This window comes from Arthrobacter sp. SAFR-044 (assembly GCF_059414985.1).
Genome location: NZ_JBPFDN010000006.1, coordinates 17169 through 39464, shown reverse-complemented (window position 1 = coordinate 39464; position 22296 = coordinate 17169). Strand labels below are relative to the sequence as shown.

18 protein-coding genes are annotated in these 22296 nt (G+C 64.4%); 10 read left to right on the top strand and 8 right to left on the bottom strand.

Annotation, left to right across the window (positions count from 1 at the left end; all coding sequences use genetic code 11):
* Nucleotides 1-74: 74 nt before the first annotated feature.
* The 4 genes from ACR65J_RS10770 to ACR65J_RS10755 all read left to right on the top strand — a co-directional run bounded on the left by ACR65J_RS10770 (nucleotide 75) and on the right by ACR65J_RS10755 (nucleotide 5375).
* Nucleotides 75-2138, top strand: a complete 2064-nt coding sequence (locus tag ACR65J_RS10770; protein WP_440168532.1) for a beta-galactosidase — start codon at nucleotides 75-77, stop codon at nucleotides 2136-2138.
* Nucleotides 2125-3060 (top strand): carbohydrate ABC transporter permease, encoded by a 936-nt coding sequence (locus ACR65J_RS10765; RefSeq protein ID WP_440168530.1) that lies wholly within the window; start codon nucleotides 2125-2127, stop codon nucleotides 3058-3060. The genes ACR65J_RS10770 and ACR65J_RS10765 overlap by 14 nt, the downstream gene beginning before the upstream one ends.
* Before the next feature lie 77 nt (nucleotides 3061-3137).
* The gene (locus ACR65J_RS10760) at nucleotides 3138-3971 is read left to right on the top strand and encodes a carbohydrate ABC transporter permease (RefSeq protein WP_440169085.1); all 834 of its coding nucleotides are present in this window, start codon (nucleotides 3138-3140) and stop codon (nucleotides 3969-3971) included.
* A 75-nt stretch (nucleotides 3972-4046) separates the two neighbouring features.
* On the top strand, nucleotides 4047-5375 hold the full coding sequence (locus ACR65J_RS10755) for an ABC transporter substrate-binding protein (RefSeq protein ID WP_440168528.1): 1329 nt from the start codon (nucleotides 4047-4049) through the stop codon (nucleotides 5373-5375).
* Nucleotides 5376-5458: 83 nt separating this feature from the next.
* On the opposite strand, the gene ACR65J_RS10750 is transcribed toward ACR65J_RS10755, so the two are convergent.
* Together ACR65J_RS10750 and ACR65J_RS10745 are read right to left on the bottom strand one after the other, a co-directional pair.
* Entirely contained in the window at nucleotides 5459-6481 is a 1023-nt protein-coding gene (locus tag ACR65J_RS10750; protein WP_440168526.1) for a LacI family DNA-binding transcriptional regulator, read from the bottom strand.
* A 14-nt stretch (nucleotides 6482-6495) separates the two neighbouring features.
* Entirely contained in the window at nucleotides 6496-7704 is a 1209-nt protein-coding gene (locus ACR65J_RS10745) for a Gfo/Idh/MocA family protein (protein WP_440168524.1), read from the bottom strand.
* A 181-nt stretch (nucleotides 7705-7885) separates the two neighbouring features.
* Here ACR65J_RS10745 and ACR65J_RS10740 point away from each other — a divergent pair, with 181 nt between their 5' ends.
* The 5 genes from ACR65J_RS10740 to aroQ all read left to right on the top strand — a co-directional run bounded on the left by ACR65J_RS10740 (nucleotide 7886) and on the right by aroQ (nucleotide 14097).
* A complete protein-coding gene (locus ACR65J_RS10740) occupies nucleotides 7886-8818 on the top strand; it encodes a carbohydrate ABC transporter permease (protein ID WP_440168522.1) in 933 nt (310 codons plus the stop codon).
* 9 nt (nucleotides 8819-8827) lie between these two features.
* Nucleotides 8828-9751 (top strand): carbohydrate ABC transporter permease, encoded by a 924-nt coding sequence (locus ACR65J_RS10735; RefSeq protein WP_440168520.1) that lies wholly within the window; start codon nucleotides 8828-8830, stop codon nucleotides 9749-9751.
* Nucleotides 9752-9832: 81 nt separating this feature from the next.
* On the top strand, nucleotides 9833-11176 hold the full coding sequence (locus ACR65J_RS10730) for an ABC transporter substrate-binding protein (protein WP_440168518.1): 1344 nt from the start codon (nucleotides 9833-9835) through the stop codon (nucleotides 11174-11176).
* 129 nt (nucleotides 11177-11305) lie between these two features.
* Complete coding sequence (locus ACR65J_RS10725) at nucleotides 11306-13516, top strand: alpha-galactosidase (protein WP_440168516.1); 2211 nt, start codon at nucleotides 11306-11308, stop codon at nucleotides 13514-13516.
* Between the two features lie 116 nt (nucleotides 13517-13632).
* Nucleotides 13633-14097: a type II 3-dehydroquinate dehydratase gene (aroQ, locus tag ACR65J_RS10720; RefSeq protein WP_440168514.1), complete on the top strand. Its 465-nt coding sequence runs from the start codon at nucleotides 13633-13635 to the stop codon at nucleotides 14095-14097.
* A gap of 4 nt (nucleotides 14098-14101) precedes the next feature.
* Here the strand turns inward: aroQ and ACR65J_RS10715 are convergent, their stop codons facing one another.
* A complete protein-coding gene (locus ACR65J_RS10715) occupies nucleotides 14102-15286 on the bottom strand; it encodes a MarP family serine protease (RefSeq protein WP_440168512.1) in 1185 nt (394 codons plus the stop codon).
* 196 nt (nucleotides 15287-15482) lie between these two features.
* Between ACR65J_RS10715 and ACR65J_RS10710 the strand changes: the two genes are divergently transcribed.
* Nucleotides 15483-16160, top strand: a complete 678-nt coding sequence (locus tag ACR65J_RS10710; RefSeq protein WP_011775987.1) for a Crp/Fnr family transcriptional regulator — start codon at nucleotides 15483-15485, stop codon at nucleotides 16158-16160.
* Between the two features lie 58 nt (nucleotides 16161-16218).
* Here the strand turns inward: ACR65J_RS10710 and arfA are convergent, their stop codons facing one another.
* The 5 genes from arfA to ACR65J_RS10685 form a co-directional block, all read right to left on the bottom strand.
* The gene (gene arfA / locus ACR65J_RS10705; RefSeq protein ID WP_440168509.1) at nucleotides 16219-17757 is read right to left on the bottom strand and encodes an arabinosylfuranosidase ArfA; all 1539 of its coding nucleotides are present in this window, start codon (nucleotides 17755-17757) and stop codon (nucleotides 16219-16221) included.
* A gap of 56 nt (nucleotides 17758-17813) precedes the next feature.
* Nucleotides 17814-18710 (bottom strand): carbohydrate ABC transporter permease, encoded by an 897-nt coding sequence (locus ACR65J_RS10700; RefSeq protein ID WP_440168507.1) that lies wholly within the window; start codon nucleotides 18708-18710, stop codon nucleotides 17814-17816.
* Nucleotides 18711-18712: 2 nt separating this feature from the next.
* Nucleotides 18713-19621, bottom strand: coding sequence for a carbohydrate ABC transporter permease (locus tag ACR65J_RS10695; protein ID WP_440169083.1), 909 nt, complete (start codon nucleotides 19619-19621; stop codon nucleotides 18713-18715).
* Between the two features lie 97 nt (nucleotides 19622-19718).
* Nucleotides 19719-21053 carry an extracellular solute-binding protein gene (locus tag ACR65J_RS10690; RefSeq protein ID WP_440168505.1) on the bottom strand — a complete coding sequence of 445 codons (1335 nt, stop codon included), beginning with the start codon at nucleotides 21051-21053 and terminating at the stop codon, nucleotides 19719-19721.
* 211 nt (nucleotides 21054-21264) lie between these two features.
* Nucleotides 21265-22266 (bottom strand): LacI family DNA-binding transcriptional regulator, encoded by a 1002-nt coding sequence (locus ACR65J_RS10685; RefSeq protein ID WP_440168503.1) that lies wholly within the window; start codon nucleotides 22264-22266, stop codon nucleotides 21265-21267.
* Nucleotides 22267-22296: the final 30 nt, after the last annotated feature.

Genomic DNA, 22296 nt, shown 5'->3' with positions numbered 1-22296 from the left:
ATCGTTGAGACAACAGCGTCCAAGAGTAGGGGCTTCCCCGTCTTGCACGTTTGCAGCAAGCCGAAGGAGCAGGGTTGAGCCCCATCACAACGTCAGTTGCCGAGCTTTCCGGGAACGGACAGCTCGTTTACGGCTGCGATTACAACCCGGAGCAGTGGGATCCCGCCGTCTGGCAGGAAGATGTCCGGCTCATGAAGGAGGCGGGGGTCAACCTCGTTGCGGTAAACATCTTTGGCTGGGCCGAATTGGAGCCCTCCCCCGGGACCTACTCCTTTGAAGGTCTTGACCAGGTCTTGGATTTGCTGCACGCCAATGGCATCGGGGCCAACCTCGGCACCGGCACCTCATCCACCCCTGCGTGGCTGACCACCCTGCATCCGGAAATCCTCCCGGAGTCCGCAACGGGGGTCCGGGCATGGCCCGGTGGACGGCAGGCGTGGTGCCCCAGTTCCCCGCGCTACCGGGAGTATGCCCTCCGGCTCGTGGACGAAGTTGTACGGCGCTACGGCTCGCACCCGGCAGTACGGCTGTGGCATGTTTCGAATGAACTCGGCTGCCACAACGCCCTCTGCTACTGCGACGTGTCCGCCGCCGCTTTCCGCACCTGGCTTGCCGCGCGTTACGGCACCCTCGATGCGCTTAACAGCGCCTGGGGCACCACGTTCTGGTCCCAGCGCTACTCGGCCTGGGAGCAAATCCTGCCCCCGCGAAGCACGGTCTCCACCAACAACCCCACCCAGCTGCTGGACTTCCAACGCTTCAGCTCCGACGAACTGCTTGGCTACTACCAATCAGAGGCGGACGTGCTGAGGAAGCACAGCAGCATCCCGGTCACCACCAATTTCATGGTCGCTGCCCACATCCGCAACCAGGACTACTGGGCATGGGCGCCGCACATGGACGTCATCGCCAACGACCACTACCTCGACCACCGGCTCGAGGACCCCACGGTGGAGCTGGCCTTCGCTGCCGACGCCACCCGCGGACTGGCCCAGGGCCGACCCTGGTTATTGATGGAACATTCCACCTCGGCCGTGAACTGGCAGCCCCGCAACATCGCCAAGGCCCCCGGCCAGATGCTCCGCAACTCCCTCACGCATATGGCCCGCGGCGCGGACGGACTCTGCTTCTTCCAATGGCGGGCCTCTGTCCAGGGCAGCGAGAAATTCCACTCGGCAATGCTCCCCCACGCCGGAACGGACTCGCGGATCTGGCGGGAAGTCAAAGAGCTCGGCCACATCCTCGAAAGGCTCGCCGGGGTGGCCGGGACCACGGTGAAGGCCGAAGCTGCAATGGTTTTCAGCTGGGAAGCGTGGTGGGCCTACGACCAGGAGTCGCACCCTTCGTCGGACGTACGGTACCTGGACCAGGTGCACTCCCTTTACAAAGCGCTCTGGGAAAACGGCATCACGGTGGACATCGTGGCCCCCGGCTCCGATCTCTCCCGCTACAAGCTGGCATTGGTCCCCGGCCTTTACCTCGTCCGGGAACAGGAATCCGCGGCCCTGGCAGACTTTGTCAGCAACGGAGGCCACGCCGTTGTCACCTACTTCAGCGGCATTGTCGACGAAAACGACAGAGTACTGACCGGGGGCTACCCGGGCGCGTTCCGGGACCTCCTCGGCGTCCGCTCGGAGGAATTCCTGCCCATGCCGCCCGGCCGGCTCCTGACGCTGGATAACGGAGCCACGGCATCCCTGTGGGCCGAGGCGTTGCGCCTGGAGGGTGCAGAGGCGAAGGCATCCTTCACTGAAGGCCACCTGGCCGGAACCCCGGCAGTTACCCGCAACCGGCACGGCTCCGGGGACGCCTGGTACATCGGCACAGTGCTCGATCCCCAAGCCCTCCGCGACGTTGTGGCCGGAGCCGCCGCCGAAGCCGGTGTCGCTGTGCAGGCAACCGCGGCAGGCCTGGAAGTCATTGCCAGGTCAGACGCGGAGCACACGTACACCTTCCTTATCAACCACTCGGACGATGAGCACAAATACCCTGCACACGGCTACGAACTGATCGCGGGGGAAGAAGTCTCCACCGCCGTCGTCATTCCTGCCGGCACCGTACGGGTCGTCCGCAGCTACAGCTCAGCACCCCCAACCACTGGCCGCATCACCGGCCTTAAGGATGATGAAAGTGACTAGACACCAAACTGCTCCGGCAATGGCCACGGGGGCACCGCCAGCCCGGAAACCCAAGACTTCGGCCGCCCAGCGCCGCGCCGTCCTCCTGTTCGTTGCGCCGTTCGGCCTGCTCTTCCTGGCGTTCTATGCGGTGCCGATCGTCTTCGCCGTGGTGCAATCCCTCCTCACGGTGGAGCGTAAGGGCACCTTCGGACCTCCCCAACAGGTCTTCGGCGGTTTCGTCCAGTACCAGCAGGTGTTCCAGAACACCGAATTCTGGGAATCCGTGGGCCGCGTCCTGCTCTTCGGGGTGGTCCAGGTGCCCGTCATGCTGGGTCTTGCCCTCCTGTTTGCCCTGCTGCTTGATTCACCGCTGCTGAAGGGCAAGAAGTTCTTCCGGCTGGCGTTTTTCGCTCCCTACGCAGTACCGGGCGTTATCGCCGCGATCATGTGGGGCTTCCTCTACTCACCATCGCTTTCCCCCTTCGGCGCCGTTACGTCACAGGTGAACTTCCTCTCGGCAGACCTGGTCCTCTGGGCCATCGCAAACATCGTGACCTGGGTCTACGTCGGCTACAACATGCTGATCATTTACTCGTCACTGCTGGCCATCCCCACGGAAATCTACGAGGCAGCAAAACTGGACGGCGCCAGCAACCTGCAGATCGCCTGGCGGATCAAGATACCGCTCGTGGTTCCGGCCATCATCCTCACGGGAGTGTTTTCCATCATCGGAACCCTCCAGCTCCTTGCCGAGCCGCAGACCCTTCGCAGTTTCAGTTCAGCCATCAGCAGCACGTTCACTCCCAACCTGGCCGTCTACACAACAGCGTCGGTGCCGAACTACAGCCTGGCAGCAGCGTTCTCCGTGGTGCTGGCGCTGGCCACATTCGTTCTTTCCTTCGTCTTCCTCAAGGCGACCCAGCGGAAGGTTTCCCAGTGAGCGCAGCAACAGCCGTGACCACGTCCAAGAAGACGGCCCCCGTATCCGGCAGCCCCCGGGGCCCGCGGCACAGCATCATGTCCCGCGGCGCGGCGATGCTCATCATGGGTGTCTTCACGCTCTACTTCCTGACGCCCATCTGGTGGCTGCTGGTTTCCTCCTCCAAAAACGGAGGGGACGTCACCGGCACGGCGCCGCTGTGGTTCACAGCGGACTCGATCCCCACGTTCTTTGCAAACCTTGGCAACCTGTTCACCTACAGCGACGGGGTCTTTGGCCGGTGGCTTCTGAACAGTGCGCTCTACGCCGGGCTCGGCGCCCTGCTGGGCACCGTCATCGCCGCCATGTGCGGCTATGCACTGGCGAAGTACGAGTTCCGCGGCCGGGAAGCAATCTTCAATGTCGTGCTGAGCGGCGTGCTGGTTCCCGCCACGGCCCTTGCCCTTCCCCTGTTCCTGATCTTCAGCCAGGTGAAACTCACCAACACCCTCTGGGCCGTCTTCCTGCCCAGCCTCGTCAGCCCCTTCGGCGTCTACCTCGCGCGGATTTATGCCGCTGCAAGCGTCCCCACGGAACTGCTGGAGGCGGCGCGCCTGGATGGTTCCTCGGAAGCCAGGACGTTCTTCACCGTTTCCACCCGGCTGATGGCTCCCGCCCTGGTGACCATTTTCCTGTTCCAGTTCGTGGCCATCTGGAACAACTTCTTCCTGCCCCTGATCATGCTGCGGGACCAGGCCCTGTTCCCGGTCACGCTGGGACTCTACGCGTGGAACAGCCAAATCAGCCAGATTCCGGAACTGCGGGTCCTGGTCATCGTCGGCGCCCTGGTGTCGATCCTTCCGCTTATCGCGACGTTCCTGGCGCTGCAGCGCTTCTGGAGCAGCGGCCTTGGCGCCGGAAGCGTCAAATAACCTCTGCAGTTCCCCCCATTACACGTCCCGCGGCGCCCCGCCCCGGTACACCCACCCCACCAATAAGGAATAGAAATGCGCGTGCGTTACGGAAAAGCCACTGCCGCCTTTGCCATAGTCTCGGCGCTGTCCCTTGCGGGCTGCTCAAGCGGCGAAAGCACCTCCGCGTCCCAGGACACGTCCTGCAAGCCCTCCTCCGGGCCGGTTGAATTGTCGTTCACCACCTGGGTACCCGGCATGGACAAGGTGGTGGACCTCTGGAACAAGGACCACCCCGACATCAAGGTGAAGGTCCAGACGGGCCCCAACGGCAACTCGGGCACGTACCAAAACTTCTTCAACCAACTCCAGGCCGGCAACGCCCCTGACCTGGGCCAAATCGAATACGACGCCTTGCCGAACTTCCGGGTCCAGGACGGGCTGGAGAACATTGCGGCCTGTGAGGGGGTAACCGGCGCGAAGGACAAGTTCGTCGACTGGACCTGGGGCCAGGTCACGTTCGGTGAAGACAAGGCCGTGTACGCAATTCCGCAGGACAGCGGCCCGATGGCAATGTTCTACCGGGCCGACCTGTTCAAGGAGGCGGGCATCAAGGTCCCCACCACCTGGGACGAATACGCTGCGGCTGCGGAGCAGATCAAGGCCCGCGGCTCCTACATCACCAACTTCCCGCGCAGCGACGTCAACTGGTTCGCCGGCAATGTCTGGCAGGCGGGAGGACAGTGGTTCTCGAACGCCAACGACAAGTGGGAGGTCAATTTGACCGGCAAGGAGTCCGAGAAGGTGGCCAACTACTGGCAGAAGCTGCTGGAAAAGGGCGAAGTATCCACCCTGCCATCCTTCTCCGATGAGTGGAATGCCTCCTTCAACAAGGGCCAGCAGTGGACCTGGGTTTCTGCTGTCTGGGGCGCCTCGACCCTGCAGAGCGGAGCGCCTGATACGGCCGGGAAGTGGGCGGTTGCCCCCATGCCGCAGTGGGAAGCCGGCGGAAAGGCCGCAGGCAACTGGGGAGGTTCCTCCACGGCAGTCCTGAAGGGCTCAAAGCACCCCTACGAGGCTTCCAAGTTCGCACTGTGGTTGAACACCGATCCTGAAGCGCTGGCGCTGGCCAACAAGCTCGGCGGCCTTTACCCTGCGGCGAAATCGGCCAAGGACCTGGACTCCTTCTCCGGCGGCGTGGACTACTTCGGCGGCCAGAAGATCTACGACGTCTTCGCCGACGCATCCGCAAACGTGAACCCGAACTTCACCTGGGGGCCCACCATGACCAAGACCTACACCGACGTTTCAGACGGTTTCGGCAAGGCAACGGGCGGCAACGGTACGCTTCTGGATGCCCTCAAGAACGGTCAGAAGAAGACCATCGAAGCTCTGAAGTCGCAGTCCATCCCCGTCAAGGAGTAACTGCAGGACTCTCCATGGGGGAAGTGCTCCCCCACCAAGAAAGACACCATCCCCGCGGCCGGCGGGGATGGTGTCTTTTTGGTTTAAGGGCAGCCGCAGGACTGGCGGACGTGAAGCTTGGTGGGGAAGATGGCGTGTTTCGGTTTTCCCCCGCGCCGGGCTTCCACCAGGGCGTTCACGGCCGCCTCCGCCATTGCCGCCACGGGCTGCTCCACCGTGGTCAGGGGTGGCCAGGAGTATTCGGCTTCAATCGATCCATCGAAGGACACCACGGCGATATCCCCCGGGACTGCCAAGCCTGCCTCATGGACAGCCCGCAGCAGACCCACTGCCTGCGTGTCCGACGTCGCAAAAATGGCTGTTGGCCTGTTAATCGAGGCGACCAGGCGCTGGCCTGCGGAATAGCCGCCGGGCCAGGTGAATCCGCTGTACACGACAGGTCCTTCCTGCAGCCCCGCCGCCTGCAACGCCTGGCGCCAGCCCACCTCACGGCCATCCATGCTGCCGGAAACGTTGGTGCCCATGGCCAGCCCAATGTTGGTGTGACCATGGCTGATGAGGTGCTCAACAGCGATCCGGGCCCCCGCAGCCAGGTCAACCCCAATGCTGTTGAAACCCGGGGCGTCTCGTTCCTGGTTCAGCAGTACCGCAGGGATGTCCGCCGTTTCAAGCGCTTCGAGGTCCGGTTCAAAAAGGACACTGGCCAGCAGCACTCCATCCACCTGGCGGGCGGCAAGGTTGCGGATGTTGCGCCGCTCCTTGGCCAGGTTCCCGTCTGAATTGCTGAGGACCAGGGCGTACCCCAGGTCCGCCGCCGCATCCTCGACAGCATGGGCGAGCAGGGAGAAGAAAGGGTTTGTATTGTCCGGGATGATGAGCCCCAGGGTCTCGCTTGAACCCAGCTTGAGTGCCCGGGCGGCCGCATTGGGCCGGTATCCGAGCACACGGATGGCGTCCTGGACTTTTGCCTCGGTGGCGGGCGCCACCTTCTTGGGGCCGCCGTTGACCACGTAGCTGACGACGGCGGTGCTGACGCCGGCATAGCGCGCCACGTCCTTGCGCGTCACGGGACCCCCGCGGGGAGCCTTTATTGCCGGAGATGTCATGGTGTCCATGCTAACTACGAGTCGGCGGGGGCATCGCCGAAGTCGCGGATGTGCAGCCGGGCGCCGTTTTGCCGGGCCGATTCGTGGGCCACAATCCCGGGAAGGGTGAAACGTGCCGCCACCCAGGCGTTCACCGGGGGCAGAGTCCGGTTGTTCACCGCGGTGACGAAGTCGTCCACCAGGAAATGGTGGCTGCCTTCGTGTCCGTTGGGCGCTCCCTGGAACTCCGCAGGCAGCCGCCCTGCGTCGTGCTCGTGCACCGGGGAGAGTCCCGACACGAAGGCGTCCCGGAGTTCCGGGGCGACGTTGGCCAGGGACGGATCGTCCAGGGACATGCTGGGCCGGGTTTCCATTTGTTCGGAGATGTCGTGGACGTTCTGTTTGTCCTGCCATACCGTGACCTTGGCGAGCTGTTCGAAGCTGGCCTCGGTGCCGAAGAAACGGAACCGGGATTCGCGGATGTGGGAGGGGTAACCCACCCGGCGCATCTCGTTGGTGCGCATCACTCCGCCGTCATTCAGTTCGAAGAGTGCCGTGGCGTTGGAGAAGTCGTTGCCGAACATGCTGACGTCCTTGTCGAACACGCCGTCGTTCCGCTGGTCCCTGACCCCGACGCAGCTGACGCTGACGGCGTGCGCCGGGACCGCGCCGAGCACACCGCCGATGGCATGGGTGGGGTAAAGCATGGGCGGGTAGCTCGCCGTCTCCTTCCAGTGCTCGCCGCCGCTGTACTGGTAGGCATCGTAGAAACCCAGGTCCATGTCGTGGACGTAGTCACCCTCCGAGTAGAAGATCCGCCCGAACTTGCCGGCGGCGTGCTGCTGGCGTGCGTAGACGGTGGCGGGGTTGTAGTAGCTGGTCTCCCCCATCATGTAGACGTTCCCGGTCTCGCGGACGGCAACGATGATGCGCTCGATTTCCTCTTCTGAGATGGCCATGGGCACTGCCGAATAGACGTGCTTGCCAGCGCGCAGCGCCCTTTCCACCAGCGGACCGTGGGTCCAGCGCTGGGTGAAGATGGCCACGGCGTCGACGTCGGAGGCAAGCAGGTGGTCAAAGTCCGCTTTCTGCCCTGCCAGGTGGTACCGCTCAACAGCTTCGGCGGCCCGGTCGGTGCGCTCGTCCACCACGTAAACGGAATCTACGCCGGGATGCAGGTTAAAGAGGTGGGCGAACTGGGAGCCGAACTGGCCTGCGCCCACGATGCCAATGGAGAACGTCATTGTTTGCCTTCCGATTGAGGTTTCTCCGAGTGTTTCACCTGTATCTACTCGAGTCAACATCCAGCAAATGGCGTAAAACACTCGACCTTGAAACACTTAGAAAGGGTATTGCGGGCTGGAATCTACTCGTGTAGATTACTTCCAGCTTGTTACTTCCATCACACTCAGGAAAGGGTCGACGATGACCACCCTTACCAGGAACGCCAGCCCGGGAGCCCGTGCGGCGCACCGGCCACTGAAGCGCCGGGGACAAAGCGACCTGAAGATCGCACTGTTCTTCATCGCCCCCGCAATGATCGGATTTATCGTCTTTTACCTGGTGCCCACCCTTCGCGGCATCTACCTCAGCTTCACCGAGTACAGCATCCTCGGCGACCCCCAATGGATCGGCACGGCCAACTATGAGGCCATCGCCAAGGATCCGCTGTTCTGGAATGCCCTGGCCGTCACCTCGCAGTACGTCCTGATCAACATCGTCCTGCAGACCGCGCTGGCCCTGGGCCTGGCCCTCCTGATGCACCGGGTGGCCAAGTCAACGCTCATCCGGGGGGCCCTGCTCCTCCCCTACCTGATGGCCAACGTGATCGCCGCGCTGCTCTGGTTCTGGCTGCTGGACTACCAGATCGGCATCGTGAACTACTTCATCGATGCCCTGGGCATGCCCAAGGTCGCCTTCTTCGGCAGCGAGGAATGGGCCATCCCCACGCAGGCCCTGATCAACACGTGGCGGCACATGGGCTACACCGCGCTGCTGATCTTCGCCGGCCTGCAGGCCATCCCCCACCATGTCTACGAGGTTGCCAACCTGGACGGCGCCTCGCCGTGGCAGACGTTCCGGAAGATCACCCTGCCCCTGCTGCGCCCGGTCCTGGCCCTGGTCCTGATCGTCACCATCATCGGTTCCTTCCAGGTCTTCGACACCGTCGCCGTCACCACCCAGGGCGGCCCGGTCAACGCCAGCCGCGTACTGCAGTTCTACATCTACCAAAAGGCCTTCACGGAATCGGACTTCGGTTACGGCTCTGCCCTGGCCGTCATCCTCTTCGTCATCCTCGCCCTGGTGGCCTTCATCCAGATGAAGTTCCTCAAGGGCAATGAATCGGACCTGGACTAAGGACGACCCATGACCACCGCCAAACTCTCCACTCCCGCCCTGCCGGCCACCCGGCGTCGTCCGTTCAACTGGCGCCGTGCCGGCGCCTGGGCCCTCGTCGCCGTCGCCGTCGCCGTGTCCGTCCTCCCGTTCTACTGGGTCCTGCGGACTGCCCTGTCAACCAACGGGGCACTGGCGTCCAACGCCACCAACCTGCTTCCCGCAGACTTCAACCTGGGCGCCTTCCAGCGCGTCTTCGGTCTGCAGTCGCCGGAGGAAGCGGTGGCCCAGGGCGGCTCCGGCGCCCAGATCGACTTCTGGAGCTACCTCCGCAACTCCGTACTCTTCGCCTCCATCACCACCACGGGGGCCGTATTCTTCAGCGCCATGGCGGCCTATGCCTTCGCCCGGCTTCGCTGGCGGGGACGGAACGCGGTGTTCAGCCTGTTCCTGGCCACCATGATGGTGCCGCCCATCTTCACGGCCCTGCCCAACTTCCTGCTCATCAAGAACCTGGGCCTGCTGAACACCATGGTGGGCCTGGTGCTGCCCTATATCTTCATGACCCCCTTCGCCATCTTCTTCCTCCGCCAGTTCTTCCTGAACATGTCCCGCGAAGTCGAAGAAGCGGCAATGCTCGACGGCGCCAAGCACCTCAGGATCTTCTTCCAGATCATCCTGCCCAACGCCGCAGCCCCGCTCGCCACACTGGCCCTGCTCACCTTCATCGGCCAGTGGAATGAATACTTCTGGCCCCTGCTGGTAGGCCAGGACGAGTCCGTCCGCGTCCTCACCGTGGGCCTGGGCGTCTTCAAGTCCCAGTCGCCCCAGGGCGCACCGGACTGGTCCGGCCTGATGGCGGCCACCCTGGTTTCGGCCCTTCCGGTCCTGATCCTGTTCGCCGCCTTCGGCAAGAAAATCGTCAACTCCATCGGCTTCTCCGGCATCAAGTAACTCCCTCTCCGCAACACCCGCAACTCCTCTCCTCCACGCGCCATGGCGGCGCGCCCGGAAGTACACCCTGAAAGGACCCCCATGAACAAGAAGAAAGCACTCGGTTCCCTTGCTGCAGCCGCGGCCGCCGTCCTGGCACTCTCCGCCTGCGGAAGCGGTGGCTCCGCCGAGGCCGGCAAGGGCGAAATCAACTACTGGCTCTGGGACGCCAACCAGCTCCCGGCCTACAAGCAGTGCGCCGACGACTTCCACAAGGCCAACCCGGACATCACCGTCAAGGTCACCCAGCGCGGCTGGGACGACTACTGGGGCACCCTTACCAACGGCTTCGTCGCAGGCACCGCGCCGGACGTCTTCACCGACCACTTGGCCAAGTACCCCGAGTTCGTCAAGAACAAGCAGATCCTCGCCCTGGATGACGCCGCCAAGAAGGACAACATCGACACGGGAATCTACAACTCCGGCCTGGCAGACCTCTGGGTGGGCGAGGACGGCAAGCGCTACGGACTCCCCAAGGACTGGGACACGATCGGCCTCTTCTACAACACCAAACTGGCCGCAGACGCCGGCGTCACCCCGGAACAGATGGCCACCCTGACCTGGAACCCCCAGGACGGCGGCACGTACGAAAAGACCATCGCCCACCTGACCGTGGACAAGAACGGCAAGCGCGGCGACGAGCCCGGCTTCGACAAGAACAACGTTGCAGTCTACGGCCTCGGACTTAACGGATCCGGCTCCGGCCAGGGGCAGACCGAGTGGAGCTACCTCACGGGAACCACCGGGTGGACGCACACGGACAAGAACCCCTGGGGCAAGCACTTCAACTATGACGACCCCAAGTTCCAGCAGAGCATTGACTGGTTCGCCGGGCTGGTGGAGAAGGGCTACATGCCCAAGCTCGAAACCACCGTGGGCGCCAGCATGGCGGACACCTTCGCCGCCGGCAAGTCGGTGATCAACGCCAACGGGTCCTGGATGATCGGACAGTACACCGGCTACAAGGACATCAAGGTCGGCATCGCCCCCACGCCTACGGGCGTGAACGGCAAGCGCTCAAGCATGTACAACGGGCTGGCGGACTCCATCTACGCCGGAACCAAGAAGCCTGAGGCCGCCACCAAGTGGGTCGAATACCTGGGCTCCACCGCGTGCCAGGACGTCGTGGCCGCCAAGGCCGTCGTCTTCCCCGCCATCAAGTCCTCCGCCGACAAGGCCGTGGAAGCCTTCAAGGCCAAGGGCGTGGACGTGACCCCGTTCAGCCAGCAGGTCAAGGACGGCACCACCTTCCTCTTCCCCATCGCTGACAAGGCGGCCAAGGTTGACGGCATCATGAAGCCGGCCATGGACGCGGTGGTCTCCGGCAAGGCCCCGGCGAGCTCCCTCACGGCCGCCAACGACCAGGTCAACGCCCTGTTCAAGTAGCCCCCCGCACGTGGCTGCGTATGTGGTCGCAGCCACCCGGCCGGATGCCGCCCCCTCCTCGCGGCGGCGGCATCCGGCCATCATCCTTTACCAACCGCGCACAGCACCATCACGAAGAGAGACTTTCCTATGGACCCCCTGTACCTCCGTTCCGCCGGCACCAGCCTGCTGGTCAGCTTCGACAGCGGGGAGGCCGAAGTCATCCACTGGGGCGCCGACCTCGGAGCAGATGTGCCGGACCTCGCCATCCTGGCCGCCCCTGTGGGACACTCCTCCATTGACGCCCGCGTTCCCGCCGGACTCCTCCCCTCGGCCGCTTCCGCCTGGCGGGGCCGGCCGGCCCTGCGCGGCCATCGCATCACCGCCGACGGCGCCGGCTTCGATTTCTCGTCCCGCCTCCGAATCACGTCCGTGACCGCCGAGGGTGCCACGGCCACCATCGTGCAGGCCGACGGCGACGCGGGCCTGAGTGTCTCATCGCATCTGGCGCTGCACCCCGGCGGCCTGCTGGAACTGCGCCATACCGTCACCAATGACGGCACCACGGCTTTCCAGGTCGACGAACTGGCCACTGTCCTGCCCGTGGCGCCGGACGCCGTCGAACTCCTGGACCTGACCGGGCGTTGGTGCCGGGAACGCCACCCGCAGCGGCACCGGATCCAGCAGGGCACCTGGGTGCGGACCGGCCGGCACGGCCGCACCGGCCACGATTCCTCACTGCTGTTCGCCGCCGGCACCCAGGGCTTCGGCAACCGGCACGGCAAAGTCTGGGCGACGCACCTGGCCTGGAGCGGCAACCACGAACAGTTCGCTGACACTATCGGTGACGGCCGGACCATGATCGGCGGCTCGGAGCTACTGGGCCCAGCGGAGGTCACCCTGGAACCGGGTGGCAGCTACACCACGCCGGCACTCTTTGCCGCCTACTCGGACCGCGGCCTGGACGGCATCACCGAGGCGTTCTACAGCTGGTTCCGCTCCCGCCCGCACCACGTCCTGCCCGCCGCGTCCGCCGGCCTGCCTGCCGGCAAACCGCGTCCGGTGGTCCTGAACACGTGGGAGGCTGTGTACTTCGACCACAACCTGGACACGCTGATCGAACTGGCGGAGTCCGCGGCCGACCTTGGGGTGGAGCGCTTCGTGCTCGACGACGGCTGGTTCCGCAGCCGCCGCGATGACCACGCCGGGCTGGGCGACTGGTATGTCGACGAGACCGTCTGGCCGGACGGCCTCACCCCGCTGATCCAGGCTGTCACCTCGCGCGGCATGGAGTTCGGTCTCTGGGTGGAACCGGAAATGGTGAACCTTGACTCTGACGTCGCCCGCGCGCACCCTGACTGGATTGTCGGCCCGTCCGCCGCGGCGCACAAGGACGGCGGCCGGCTGCCCCTGGAGTGGCGCAACCAGCACGTCATCGACCTGGTGAATCCCGAGGCGTGGCAGTACGTCTTTGACCGGATTGATGCGCTCCTGGCCGCCAACAACATCAGCTACCTGAAGTGGGACCAGAACCGCGACCTGGCCGAGCACGGCCACGCCGGCCGGGCTTCGGTGCACGCGCAGACCCTGGCCGCGTACCGCTTGTTTGACGAGCTCAAGAAGGCACACCCCGGTGTGGAAATCGAAAGCTGCTCCTCCGGGGGGGCACGGGTTGACCTTGGCATCCTGGAACGGACGGACCGCGTCTGGGCTTCCGACTGCAACGACGCGCTGGAACGGCAGACCATCCAGCGCTGGACCGGTGCCGTGGTTCCGCCCGAACTGGTGGGCAGCCACATCGGGCCCACGACCTCGCACACCACGGCCCGCACCCACGACCTGTCCTTCCGCGCCATCACCGCGCTGTTCGGGCACTTCGGCATGGAGTGGGACATCCGGGGCGTCGAGGGCAAGGACCGCGAGGAACTTCGGCGCATCGTGGGCCTGTACAAGGAGCACCGGGACCTGATCCACAGCGGCCGCCGGGTCCACGCCGACCCCGCGGACGAGTCACTGCTGCTGCACGGCGTGGTGGCAGCTGAACCTGCCGGGGACGGCATTGAAGTGCAGAAAGGAACGACGGCGGCGCTGTTCGCCCTGGTCAGCACGCGCACCTCGGCCGCAGAGGCCCCCGGCAGGATCGGCATCCCGGGGCTCGACGCCGGGCGCTCCTACCGGGTGGAGGCGGTCTTCCCCACTGTGGACGACGCCGACTACGCCCACACGTTCACGCAGGTCCAGCCGCCTGCATGGCTGGCCGAAGGCGCGGCGGCCAACGGCAAGTTCCTGGCAGAAGTAGGGCTGCCCATGCCCATCCTCAACCCGGAGCACGCAGTCCTGCTGAAGGTCACCGCCCTCTAATCCATTGCTGGGTACTTGTCGTTTTCGAGCTTCACAACGACAAGTACTCAGCAATCGATGGGGTGTGCCAACGTAAGAATGCGCGGCGGGCAGGGCCAACCGATAGATTTGCAGGCATGACTGAAGCCTCCTCCACTGTCGAAGCCGGCCGCGGCACCATCCTTGTGATCAATGGCCCCAACCTGAACCTGCTGGGTACACGGGAGCCGGAAAAGTACGGCACCTCCACCCTTGCCGACGTGGAACAGCTGGTTGCGGCCGCCGGGAAGAACCATGGCTTCGCCGTGAAGTGCGTCCAGTCCAACCATGAAGGCGTCCTGCTGGACGCCATCCACGCAGCGCGGGGCGCGGCAGTGGGAATCGTCCTGAACGCCGGCGCCTTCACGCACACCTCCGTGGCACTTCGCGACGCCCTTGCCGCAGTGCAGCTGCCCGCCGTCGAAGTCCACATCACCAACGTGCACCAGCGGGAGGAATTCCGGCACCACTCCTACCTGTCGCCGGTCTGCGCGGCAGTGATCGTGGGCGCCGGCGTGTTCGGCTACAAGCTCGCCATCGACTACCTGGCCGAGGTCCTGTAGCAGACTACTTCTGGATGCACTGCCCCGAGGAAACGGGCGAGGACAGCGACGGCGCCTGCTCCACGACAGGATCCAAGTCATTCATGGTGATGGCAAACCCCACCTCGGCATCCGAGGTTGCCTTGGCGAAGATCACCCCCGCCACCTGGCCTCCGGTGGTCAGCAACGGGCCACCGGAATTTCCCGGCTGGACGTCCCCGGCAAACCGGTAGATGTCCTCCGGCGAGGGATTGTTGCCGTAGATGTCAGGGACCAGGACGGTGGCAATGTCCTGGACGGTGGCGGGCTTGGACTGGAACGGCCCGCCATGGGGGTACCCGGCGAACGCAGCCTGGCTGCCGCCGGGCAGGTCCCGGCTCAGCTGCAGCGGCTGCGACGGCAGGTTGTCCACAGCCAGGACCGCGAGGTCGCGCCGGGTGTCGAAGTAGACCACCCGTCCGGGCATCGCGCCGCCGTCGGGCATTTCCACGACGGGCTGCGACACGCCCGCAACCACGTGCGCGTTGGTTACCACGCGGTCTTCCGAGACGACGAAGCCGCTGCCGGTCTGGTTCTGGCCGCACTCATAGGCCGTCCCGGCGATCCGCAGGACGGACTGGGCAGCCCTGTTGAGCGCGGGGGTGTTAGTGCTGGTGTTGGGCACCTGGACTGCCTGGCCCTGGTCCAGCCCTTCGAGCAGGGTGGGGATGCCGTTGCCGATCACCGTGGACCGCAGCTCCGCCATGGTGGCCTTGACCGGCGTAGGAGTGAGCCCGTCGATGAAGCGGATTACCTTGGATTCGGCCAGCTGCTGGGACACCACGGGCACGCCGAGGGAGCTGACGCTGAATGCCAGCATGGACATCACCAGGGCGGAGACCACCAGGTTCAGCGCCCCGCCTACCAGCCGGTCCACCGCACGCAGCGGCCGGATCCGCACCACGCCGCGGAGTTGGCGCCCCACCGTGGTTCCCAGGCCATGGCCCAGTGCCATCAGGACGACGGCGGCAGCGATGATGGCGGTGAGCCTCCACCCGGAGTCCTCAACGAAGGTGCTGACGAGGGGGACGGCGAAGAAAGCCGCGATGGCGCCGGCAGCAAAGCCTGCAAGGCCACCGACCGTGACCAGGAACCCGTTGCGGAGGCCGTAGACCAGGTACGACAGCAGCGCCAGGATCAGGACAATGTCCAGGACAGTCAGGCCGACCACAAAGGCTCCTTATTTACAGTTGAACCCCCATTCTAGTGGCGGGCGCTGACAATCTTCTGTGGGGTGCAGGGGCCTCCCGCGGACCGGCCGCGGGCGGCCTGCAGGTGTTTCCCGTGCCAAGTTCGTCACAGAACCTTGAAAATTCTGAAACAATGGCAAAAGCGCCCACAGCCGATACTTTTACTCAGGAGATTTCATGGACATCGAGGTACTGCGCCGAGCACCCCTTTTCGCCACGCTCGACGACGACGCATTCCGGCTGCTGACGGACGAGCTCACCGAGGTGGACCTGTCCCGTGGCGCATCAGTGTTCCGCGAAGGTGACCAGGGTGACCAGCTGTACTTCATCGTCTCCGGCAAGGTGAAGCTGGGCCGCACGTCCCCGGACGGCCGCGAGTCGCTCCTGGCCATCCTCGGCCCGGGTGAGCTCTTCGGTGAGATGGCCCTGTTCGACCCCAGCCCCCGCACGGCCACCGCCACCGCGGTGTCCGAAACCCGGCTGGCCGGGCTCAAGAACGAGAGCCTGAACGCCCTGCTGCGCACCCGCCCCGAGGTTTCAGCCCAGCTGCTGCAGGCCCTGGCCCGCCGCCTGCGCCGCACCAACGACTCCCTTTCGGACCTCGTCTTCTCCGACGTCCCGGGCCGCGTTGCCAAGGCCCTGCTGGACCTTGCGGACCGCTTCGGACGCCCCGCCACGGACGGCGTCCTGGTGGCGCACGAGCTCACGCAGGAAGAACTGGCACAGCTGGTGGGCGCCTCCCGCGAAACCGTCAACAAAGCCTTGGCCGAGTTTGTCCAGCGTGGCTGGCTCCGGCTCGAAGCCCGCGCCGTGGTCATCCTGGACATGCAGCGCCTGCGCCAGCGCTCCCGCTAGGACCAAATAAAAAAGGCCGCCCCGAGGGGCGGCCTTTTTTGTTTGCCTGGACTTGAGGTCAGCTCTTCACCACGTCCAGTTCGACGACAGCCCACGACAACGCAGGAAGGCTGAGCCGCAGTTCGGAGCCGTTCGCCTTCGCGCCCTCCAGTGGCTTCAGGCCCACGCGGTCCGGATTCTGCTGGTTGTTGATGGTGAAGCGGTCGCCGCCGTCAGGGATTTCCAGTACTTCCGCCCTGACAACCCGCTGCGCGTCGAAGCCCCGCAGGCTGACCTCCACGTCCGCCGCCTCCTCGAGCCCGCGGTTGGCAAGGAACAGGGCCACCCGGCCCGTCTCCTCGTTCCAGGTGGCGCTGACATCCACCAGGTCCGTGTCGCCAAACCGGGCGTTGGCGTACTTGTCCGAGTCGACGGACAACCGCAGGATCTGGCCCTTCGCCAGTTCTGCCATCCGGGAGAAGGGGTGGAAAATGGTTTGCCGCCAGGCCGGGCCGTTCTCCTCGCTGAAGATCGGGGCGATGACGTTGACCAGCTGGGCCTGGTTGGCGATCTTGACCCGGTCGCCGTGCCGGAGCAGCGAGTTGAGCAATGTACCAACCACGACGGCGTCTGTCACGTTGTACTTGTCCTCGATAACCCGGGGGTGCTCCCGCCAGCCGGCCTTGGAAACGTTGTGCGGCTGGTCCTCCGTGTCCAGGCCCCGCTGGTACCAGACGTTCCATTCGTCGAAGGACAGGTTGACGTGCTTCTTGTGCTTGCCCTTGGCCCGGACGGCGTCGGCGGTGGCGATGACCGATTCGATGAAGTAGTCGGTGTCCACGGCGCTGGCCAGGAAGCTGCCGACGTCGCCGTCATGCTCCTGGTAGTAGGCGTGCAGTGAAACATAGTCCACTTCGTCGTAGGCGTGGGTCAGGACGGTCTGTTCCCAGGCCCCGAAGGTGGGCATCCTCGAGTTGGAGCTTCCGCAGGCCACCAGCTCGATGTCCGGGTCGACGAACCGCATGGCCTTGGCCGCCTCCTGGGCCAACCGGCCGTACTCTTCCGCGGTCTTGTGGCCGATTTGCCAGGGGCCGTCCATTTCATTGCCAAGGCACCACAACTTGATGTTGAAGGGGTCCTTGTGGCCGTTCTTGGCGCGCAGGTCCGAAAGGCGGGTGCCGCCGGGATGGTTGGCGTACTCCACGATGGCACGGGCGGCATCCACTCCCCTGGTGCCCAGGTTGATGGCTTCCATGATTTCGGTACCGGCCTGGCGGGACCAGTCAACGAATTCGTGGAGGCCAAAGGCGTTGGTTTCCAGGGTGTGCCAGGCACCGTCCAGCCGGCGGGGCCGGTCTTCGCGGGGGCCTATGCCGTCTTCCCAGTCGTAGCCGGAGACAAAGTTGCCGCCGGGGTAGCGGACCACGGTGGCGCCCAGCTCCTTGACGAGCTTAAGGACGTCCTGGCGGAAGCCGTTTTCATCCGCCTCCGGGTGGCCCGGTTCATAGATGCCGGTGTAGACGCAGCGGCCCATGTGTTCCACGAAGGAGCCAAAAAGGCGTCGGGGCACTTCGCCGATGGTGAAGTCGCGGTCGAGGGTGATTCTGGCGCGGGACATAAAAGCGATCTCCTTGGTTTGTACGTCAGGCAGGTGATGGAAAGTAGGGGTGGGCGTCAGGTGCCGGCGAGTCCCGTCGTCGCAACGCCCTTGATGATCTGGCGCTGGAAGAACAGGAACAGCACGATCAGGGGCAGGGCCGCGAGCAATGCTGACGCCATGTTCTGCGCGTACTGGATGCCGTAGGCGCTCTTGATGGTCTGCAGTCCCACGGGGAGGGTCAGGACGGAGCCGTCGTTGGTGGCGATAAAGGGCCACAGGAAGTTGTTCCAGGCGCCAATGAACACGAAGATCGCCACGGCGGCAAGGATGGGGCGGGACAGGGGCAGGACCACCTGGAGGAAGATCCGCATCCGGCTGGCACCGTCCATGACCGCGGCCTCTTCGAGTTCACGGGGGATCTGGTCGAAGAACTTCTTGAGCACGAACACCATGGCCGGGTGGATGACCTGCGGCAGGATGATGGCCCACGAGGTATCGATCAGGTGCAGTGCCACCATTTGGTAGAACAGCGGAATGATCAGGACCGGCGGCGGAACGATGATGGACGCGATGATCACCGTCATTAGGACCTTCTTGCCCCGGAAGTCGATGCGGGACAGCGCGTAGGCCACCAGTGCGGAAATGACCAGCGTGATCACGGTGATGGCCGCCGAGGTGTACAGGGAGTTCCAGGTCCACAGCGGAATGTTGCCGTCCTGGAACACCTTGACGAACGCATCAGCGGTAAAGCCCGACGGCGGGATCCAGCTGATCTTGGGAGCGGCGGCATCCGTCTCGCTCTTGAAAGCGGTGACGGTTGCCCAGGCAAAGGGCACCATCCAGAGGACGGCCAAGAGGGCGGCGACCACCAGGACCGCCATCCGGCCCGGGCTCATCCTGCGGCCGTTCCTTCCCCCGGCAGTGGTCGTGGCAGTGGAGGAAACAGGGCGGGCGAGGGTCTCAGTTGCCATAGCTATGCACTCCTGCGGCGGGTGATGAGGAACTGGATGACCGAAACAGCCACGATCAGTCCGAAGAAGATGTAGGAAATGGCTGCGGAGTAGCCAAGCCGGTATCCGGTGAAGCCGGTCTCGAAGATGTACTGCACCACGGGCCGGGTGGCGCCACCGGGGCCGCCGGCTGTCATTTGGTAGACCTGGTCGAAGATCTTCAGCGACGCCAGGATCTGGAGGAGCACGATCATCACGGTGGTGGGGGCCAGTTGCGGCAGGGTGATCGAGAAGAACTGCCGCCACGCGCCGGCGCCGTCCAGCGACGCCGCCTCATAGTGCTGCGCGGGGATGTTCTGCATCGCCGCCAGGTAGAGGAGGAAGTTGAAACCCACCGTCCACCACAGTGTTGCGATGACGATTGCCCACATCGCCACCCCGGGATCGTTCAGCCATGCCACTTTCGGCAGCCCGATCCTGGCCAGGGAGTCGTTGATCAGGCCCAGCTGGGGGTTGTACATCCACGTGAAGAACAGGGAGACAACTGTGGAGGCCAGTAGGTACGGGGCAAAGTAGGAAAGCCGCCACAGCCATTGCGCGGGCAGTCCCACGTTGACCAAGGCGGCCATGACCAGGGCCATTACCACCAGCGGGACAGTGCTGATGACGGTGAAGTAGAGGGTGTTGCCCAGTGAACGCCACATGTCGGAGTCCGCGAGGGCCTCGGAGTAGTTTGCCAGCCCAATAAGGCTGTCGTTGGCGCCGGTAAGTGACTTGCCGGTCAGGCTCATGTACAGCCCGTAAAGGAGGGGCCAGACGAGGAAGATCAGGAAGAAGGCCAGGAACGGGGCCGCAAAAGCCCAGCCGCTGACGTTGTCCCGGCTTCCCTGGGAACGGGACCGGGCGGACCCGGCCCCCGCCTGGTTGGACATTCTTTGGCGGGACAACCCGGGCAGCGAACCCGCCTGCCCCTCGCTGTCGTGTGATGTTGCTACGGAACTCATTTGGACTCCTGTGTCGCTTGGCGGTTCAAACCGGGTTGGGACGGGAAAGCAGGGTGTTGGTGCGCCGCACGAAGGCATCCCAGCCGTCAGTTGCCTTGTCGCGGCCGAGGAGCACGTTTTGCACGGTCTCCGCAAAGTAGGTTTGCCAGTCGGAGCCGGATCCGCTGAACCAGGCCTCAGGGTCGTAGGCGATGATGTCCGCAGCGTTGGCGTAATGGATCTGGGGCGTAAGTTCCCGGTAGGCCTGGGACTGCACCACCGGCTGATAGGCGGGGATGTGTCCTGCCTCGGCCCAGGACAGCGAACCTTTGAGGATGTCACTCACGAATTTGTAGACGTCGCGGCGCTTGGCTTCGTCGACATTCAGCTGCCGGGGAAGCACGAAGGAATGCGAGTCAGCGTAGGCGGCCGGCGTCCCGTACAGCGTGGGAATGGTGGCGGCGTCAACGGGCAGGTTTGCCTTCTTGAAGGTGGGGAGCTCCCAAACCCCGCTGAAGAGCATGCCCGATCCGCCGCGGGCGAACTCTGCGATTCCGGTGCTGATATCGCCGCTCTGCGCCGCGATGGTGTCATCGAAGAGCGATGTCATGAACTCCAGGGACTCAACCGCGGCCTCGTTGTCGGCAACCATCGGCTTGCCGGGAGTCAGCTCCATGGTTGCCCCGTGCTGCCGGTAAAGGGTGTAGAAGAGACGCCACATCTGGGAGCCGCTGCCAAGGTATCCGAAGGACAAACCATGCGCCTGCGTCACCTTCTGCATTTCCCGCGCGATGCTGATGAATTCCTGCGGCGACTTTGCCTCCTGCAACTGCCCGTTGCTGCCAAGCAGTCCTGCCTTCCCCGCCACGTCCCGGTTGTAGAACATGACAAAGGGGTGCGAATCCAGGGCGATGGAAAAGACTTTGCCGTTGTTCTGGCTCTTGTCCCAGATCCTTGGCGCGAAGCTCTGGTCTGTGACACCGAATTCTGACAGCAGGTCCAGGTCCCATGGATCGATCAGGCCGCCCGGCGCATAGCCCGGCACCCGGCTGGCATGCATGATGGCCAGCTGCGGGGGACGGCCACCGGCCGATGCCATGGCCAGTTTGGTGTAGTAGGGCGGCCCCCAGGCCAGCACGGTCGGATGCACCTTGAAACCGGGGTTGGCATCGTTCACCCTGCTGATCATGTTCTGCATCTTGATGCCGTCACCGCCGGACAGGAGATGCCAGAACTGGATATCCCGGGGTGCCCCGGCCGAGGCATTTCCGCCGCACCCGGACAAGGTTGCTGCGGCGAACACGCTTCCCAACGCCGCGGCTCCCGACAATAGCCCGCGCCTCGACAGCTGCCTGCCTTCGAAAAAATCAAACTGCTTCACCCGTCACTCCTTTGGATGGGTCCGCTGAAAGTCATTCCGTTGCCACAACCGTTGCTGCCGGTAGTCCCTCATCGCAGTCCCGCAGGCCCGGTGTGACGCACGCCTCACATTACATCGATGTAATGGCTACCGCAACGAAAAATTGTTAGCGTTCCCAAAAGTGGGCCTCCGGTCTCGGTTCACGGCAGGAGGCTGGCCCCCCGGACAGTGCCTAGGCGGACGTGCTTTCCCGCTCCACGACCTCGTAATCGACGGCCACCACCCGCTGGGGGCCCCCGCGGTCCTGCATGCGTTCGGTGAGGAGGCGCAGCGCCTCACTGGCCACGCGGCGCTTGTCGAAGGAAACGGTTGTCAGTGCGGGCACAGCGTATTTCGCGTCCGCGATGTCGTCGAACCCGGCAACGGCAACGTCGTCGGGGACGCGAACGCCGCGCTTCCACAGCACACTCAGGGCCCCGATGGCCATGGAATCGGTGAAACAAAAAAGCGCTTCAGGCACCGGGTGCGCCTCAAGATAAGCGGAAAGTGCGCGGGCTGCAGTATCGGGGCTCCACTTTTCGCAGGGGATGATCAACGAGTCATCCCAAGGAATGCCGAGTACATCGAGTGCGGCCTGGTACCCACGGGTGCGAAGGACGGCGGCGGCCGATCCCCTGCCCTCGGCGGCTCCCAGGACCGCGATACGCCGCCTGCCCGTCCTGCCGAGGGCCAGTGTCATGTCCCGGGCGGCGGCGACACTGTCCACCCACACCCGGTCGGCCAATTTTTGGGACACTTCCCCAAGCAGGACCACAGGAGGGAGGGAGACGCCCACTTTGACGGCGCTCTCGTCCAGCACCACCGGGTTAAGGATGAGCCCGTCGATCAGATTGGACCGCGCGCGGGACATCAATTCGTACTCGCGGGTGGGATCGGACCCCGTCTCCTCGATCTGCACGCTCCAGCCTTGTTCATGGGCTACTTCCACCACGCTGTGGGCGATTTCGGCGGAGTACGGCGTGGCCAGGTCCGGCAATGCCAGGGCGATGACGCCCGACCTGCCGTTGCGCAATCCCCGGGCTGAGAGGTTGGGAACGTAATCCAGCTCCGCCATGGCCTGTTCCACCTTGAACCTGGTGGGGCCGCTGACCGGGACAATTCCGTTCATGACGTTGGAAACCGTCTTTGGCGAAACCCCCGCGAGGCGCGCTACGTCCTTGACCGTTGCGCGCAAAGGCGCCCCCTTGCTCCCGGTGTGGCTTTG

What these genes read in the sequence shown, in the direction of transcription:
- ACR65J_RS10765 (WP_440168530.1), top strand. Translation starts at nt 2,125, where the DNA reads ATGAAAGTGACTAGACACCAAACTGCTCCGGCAATGGCCACGGGGGCA.
- ACR65J_RS10760 (WP_440169085.1), top strand. Translation starts at nt 3,138, where the DNA reads ATGTCCCGCGGCGCGGCGATGCTCATCATGGGTGTCTTCACGCTCTAC.
- ACR65J_RS10755 (WP_440168528.1), top strand. Translation starts at nt 4,047, where the DNA reads ATGCGCGTGCGTTACGGAAAAGCCACTGCCGCCTTTGCCATAGTCTCG.
- ACR65J_RS10750 (WP_440168526.1), bottom strand. Translation starts at nt 6,481, where the DNA reads ATGACATCTCCGGCAATAAAGGCTCCCCGCGGGGGTCCCGTGACGCGC.
- ACR65J_RS10745 (WP_440168524.1), bottom strand. Translation starts at nt 7,704, where the DNA reads ATGACGTTCTCCATTGGCATCGTGGGCGCAGGCCAGTTCGGCTCCCAG.
- ACR65J_RS10740 (WP_440168522.1), top strand. Translation starts at nt 7,886, where the DNA reads ATGACCACCCTTACCAGGAACGCCAGCCCGGGAGCCCGTGCGGCGCAC.
- ACR65J_RS10735 (WP_440168520.1), top strand. Translation starts at nt 8,828, where the DNA reads ATGACCACCGCCAAACTCTCCACTCCCGCCCTGCCGGCCACCCGGCGT.
- ACR65J_RS10730 (WP_440168518.1), top strand. Translation starts at nt 9,833, where the DNA reads ATGAACAAGAAGAAAGCACTCGGTTCCCTTGCTGCAGCCGCGGCCGCC.
- ACR65J_RS10725 (WP_440168516.1), top strand. Translation starts at nt 11,306, where the DNA reads ATGGACCCCCTGTACCTCCGTTCCGCCGGCACCAGCCTGCTGGTCAGC.
- aroQ (WP_440168514.1), top strand. Translation starts at nt 13,633, where the DNA reads ATGACTGAAGCCTCCTCCACTGTCGAAGCCGGCCGCGGCACCATCCTT.
- ACR65J_RS10710 (WP_011775987.1), top strand. Translation starts at nt 15,483, where the DNA reads ATGGACATCGAGGTACTGCGCCGAGCACCCCTTTTCGCCACGCTCGAC.
- arfA (WP_440168509.1), bottom strand. Translation starts at nt 17,757, where the DNA reads ATGTCCCGCGCCAGAATCACCCTCGACCGCGACTTCACCATCGGCGAA.
- ACR65J_RS10700 (WP_440168507.1), bottom strand. Translation starts at nt 18,710, where the DNA reads ATGGCAACTGAGACCCTCGCCCGCCCTGTTTCCTCCACTGCCACGACC.
- ACR65J_RS10695 (WP_440169083.1), bottom strand. Translation starts at nt 19,621, where the DNA reads ATGTCCAACCAGGCGGGGGCCGGGTCCGCCCGGTCCCGTTCCCAGGGA.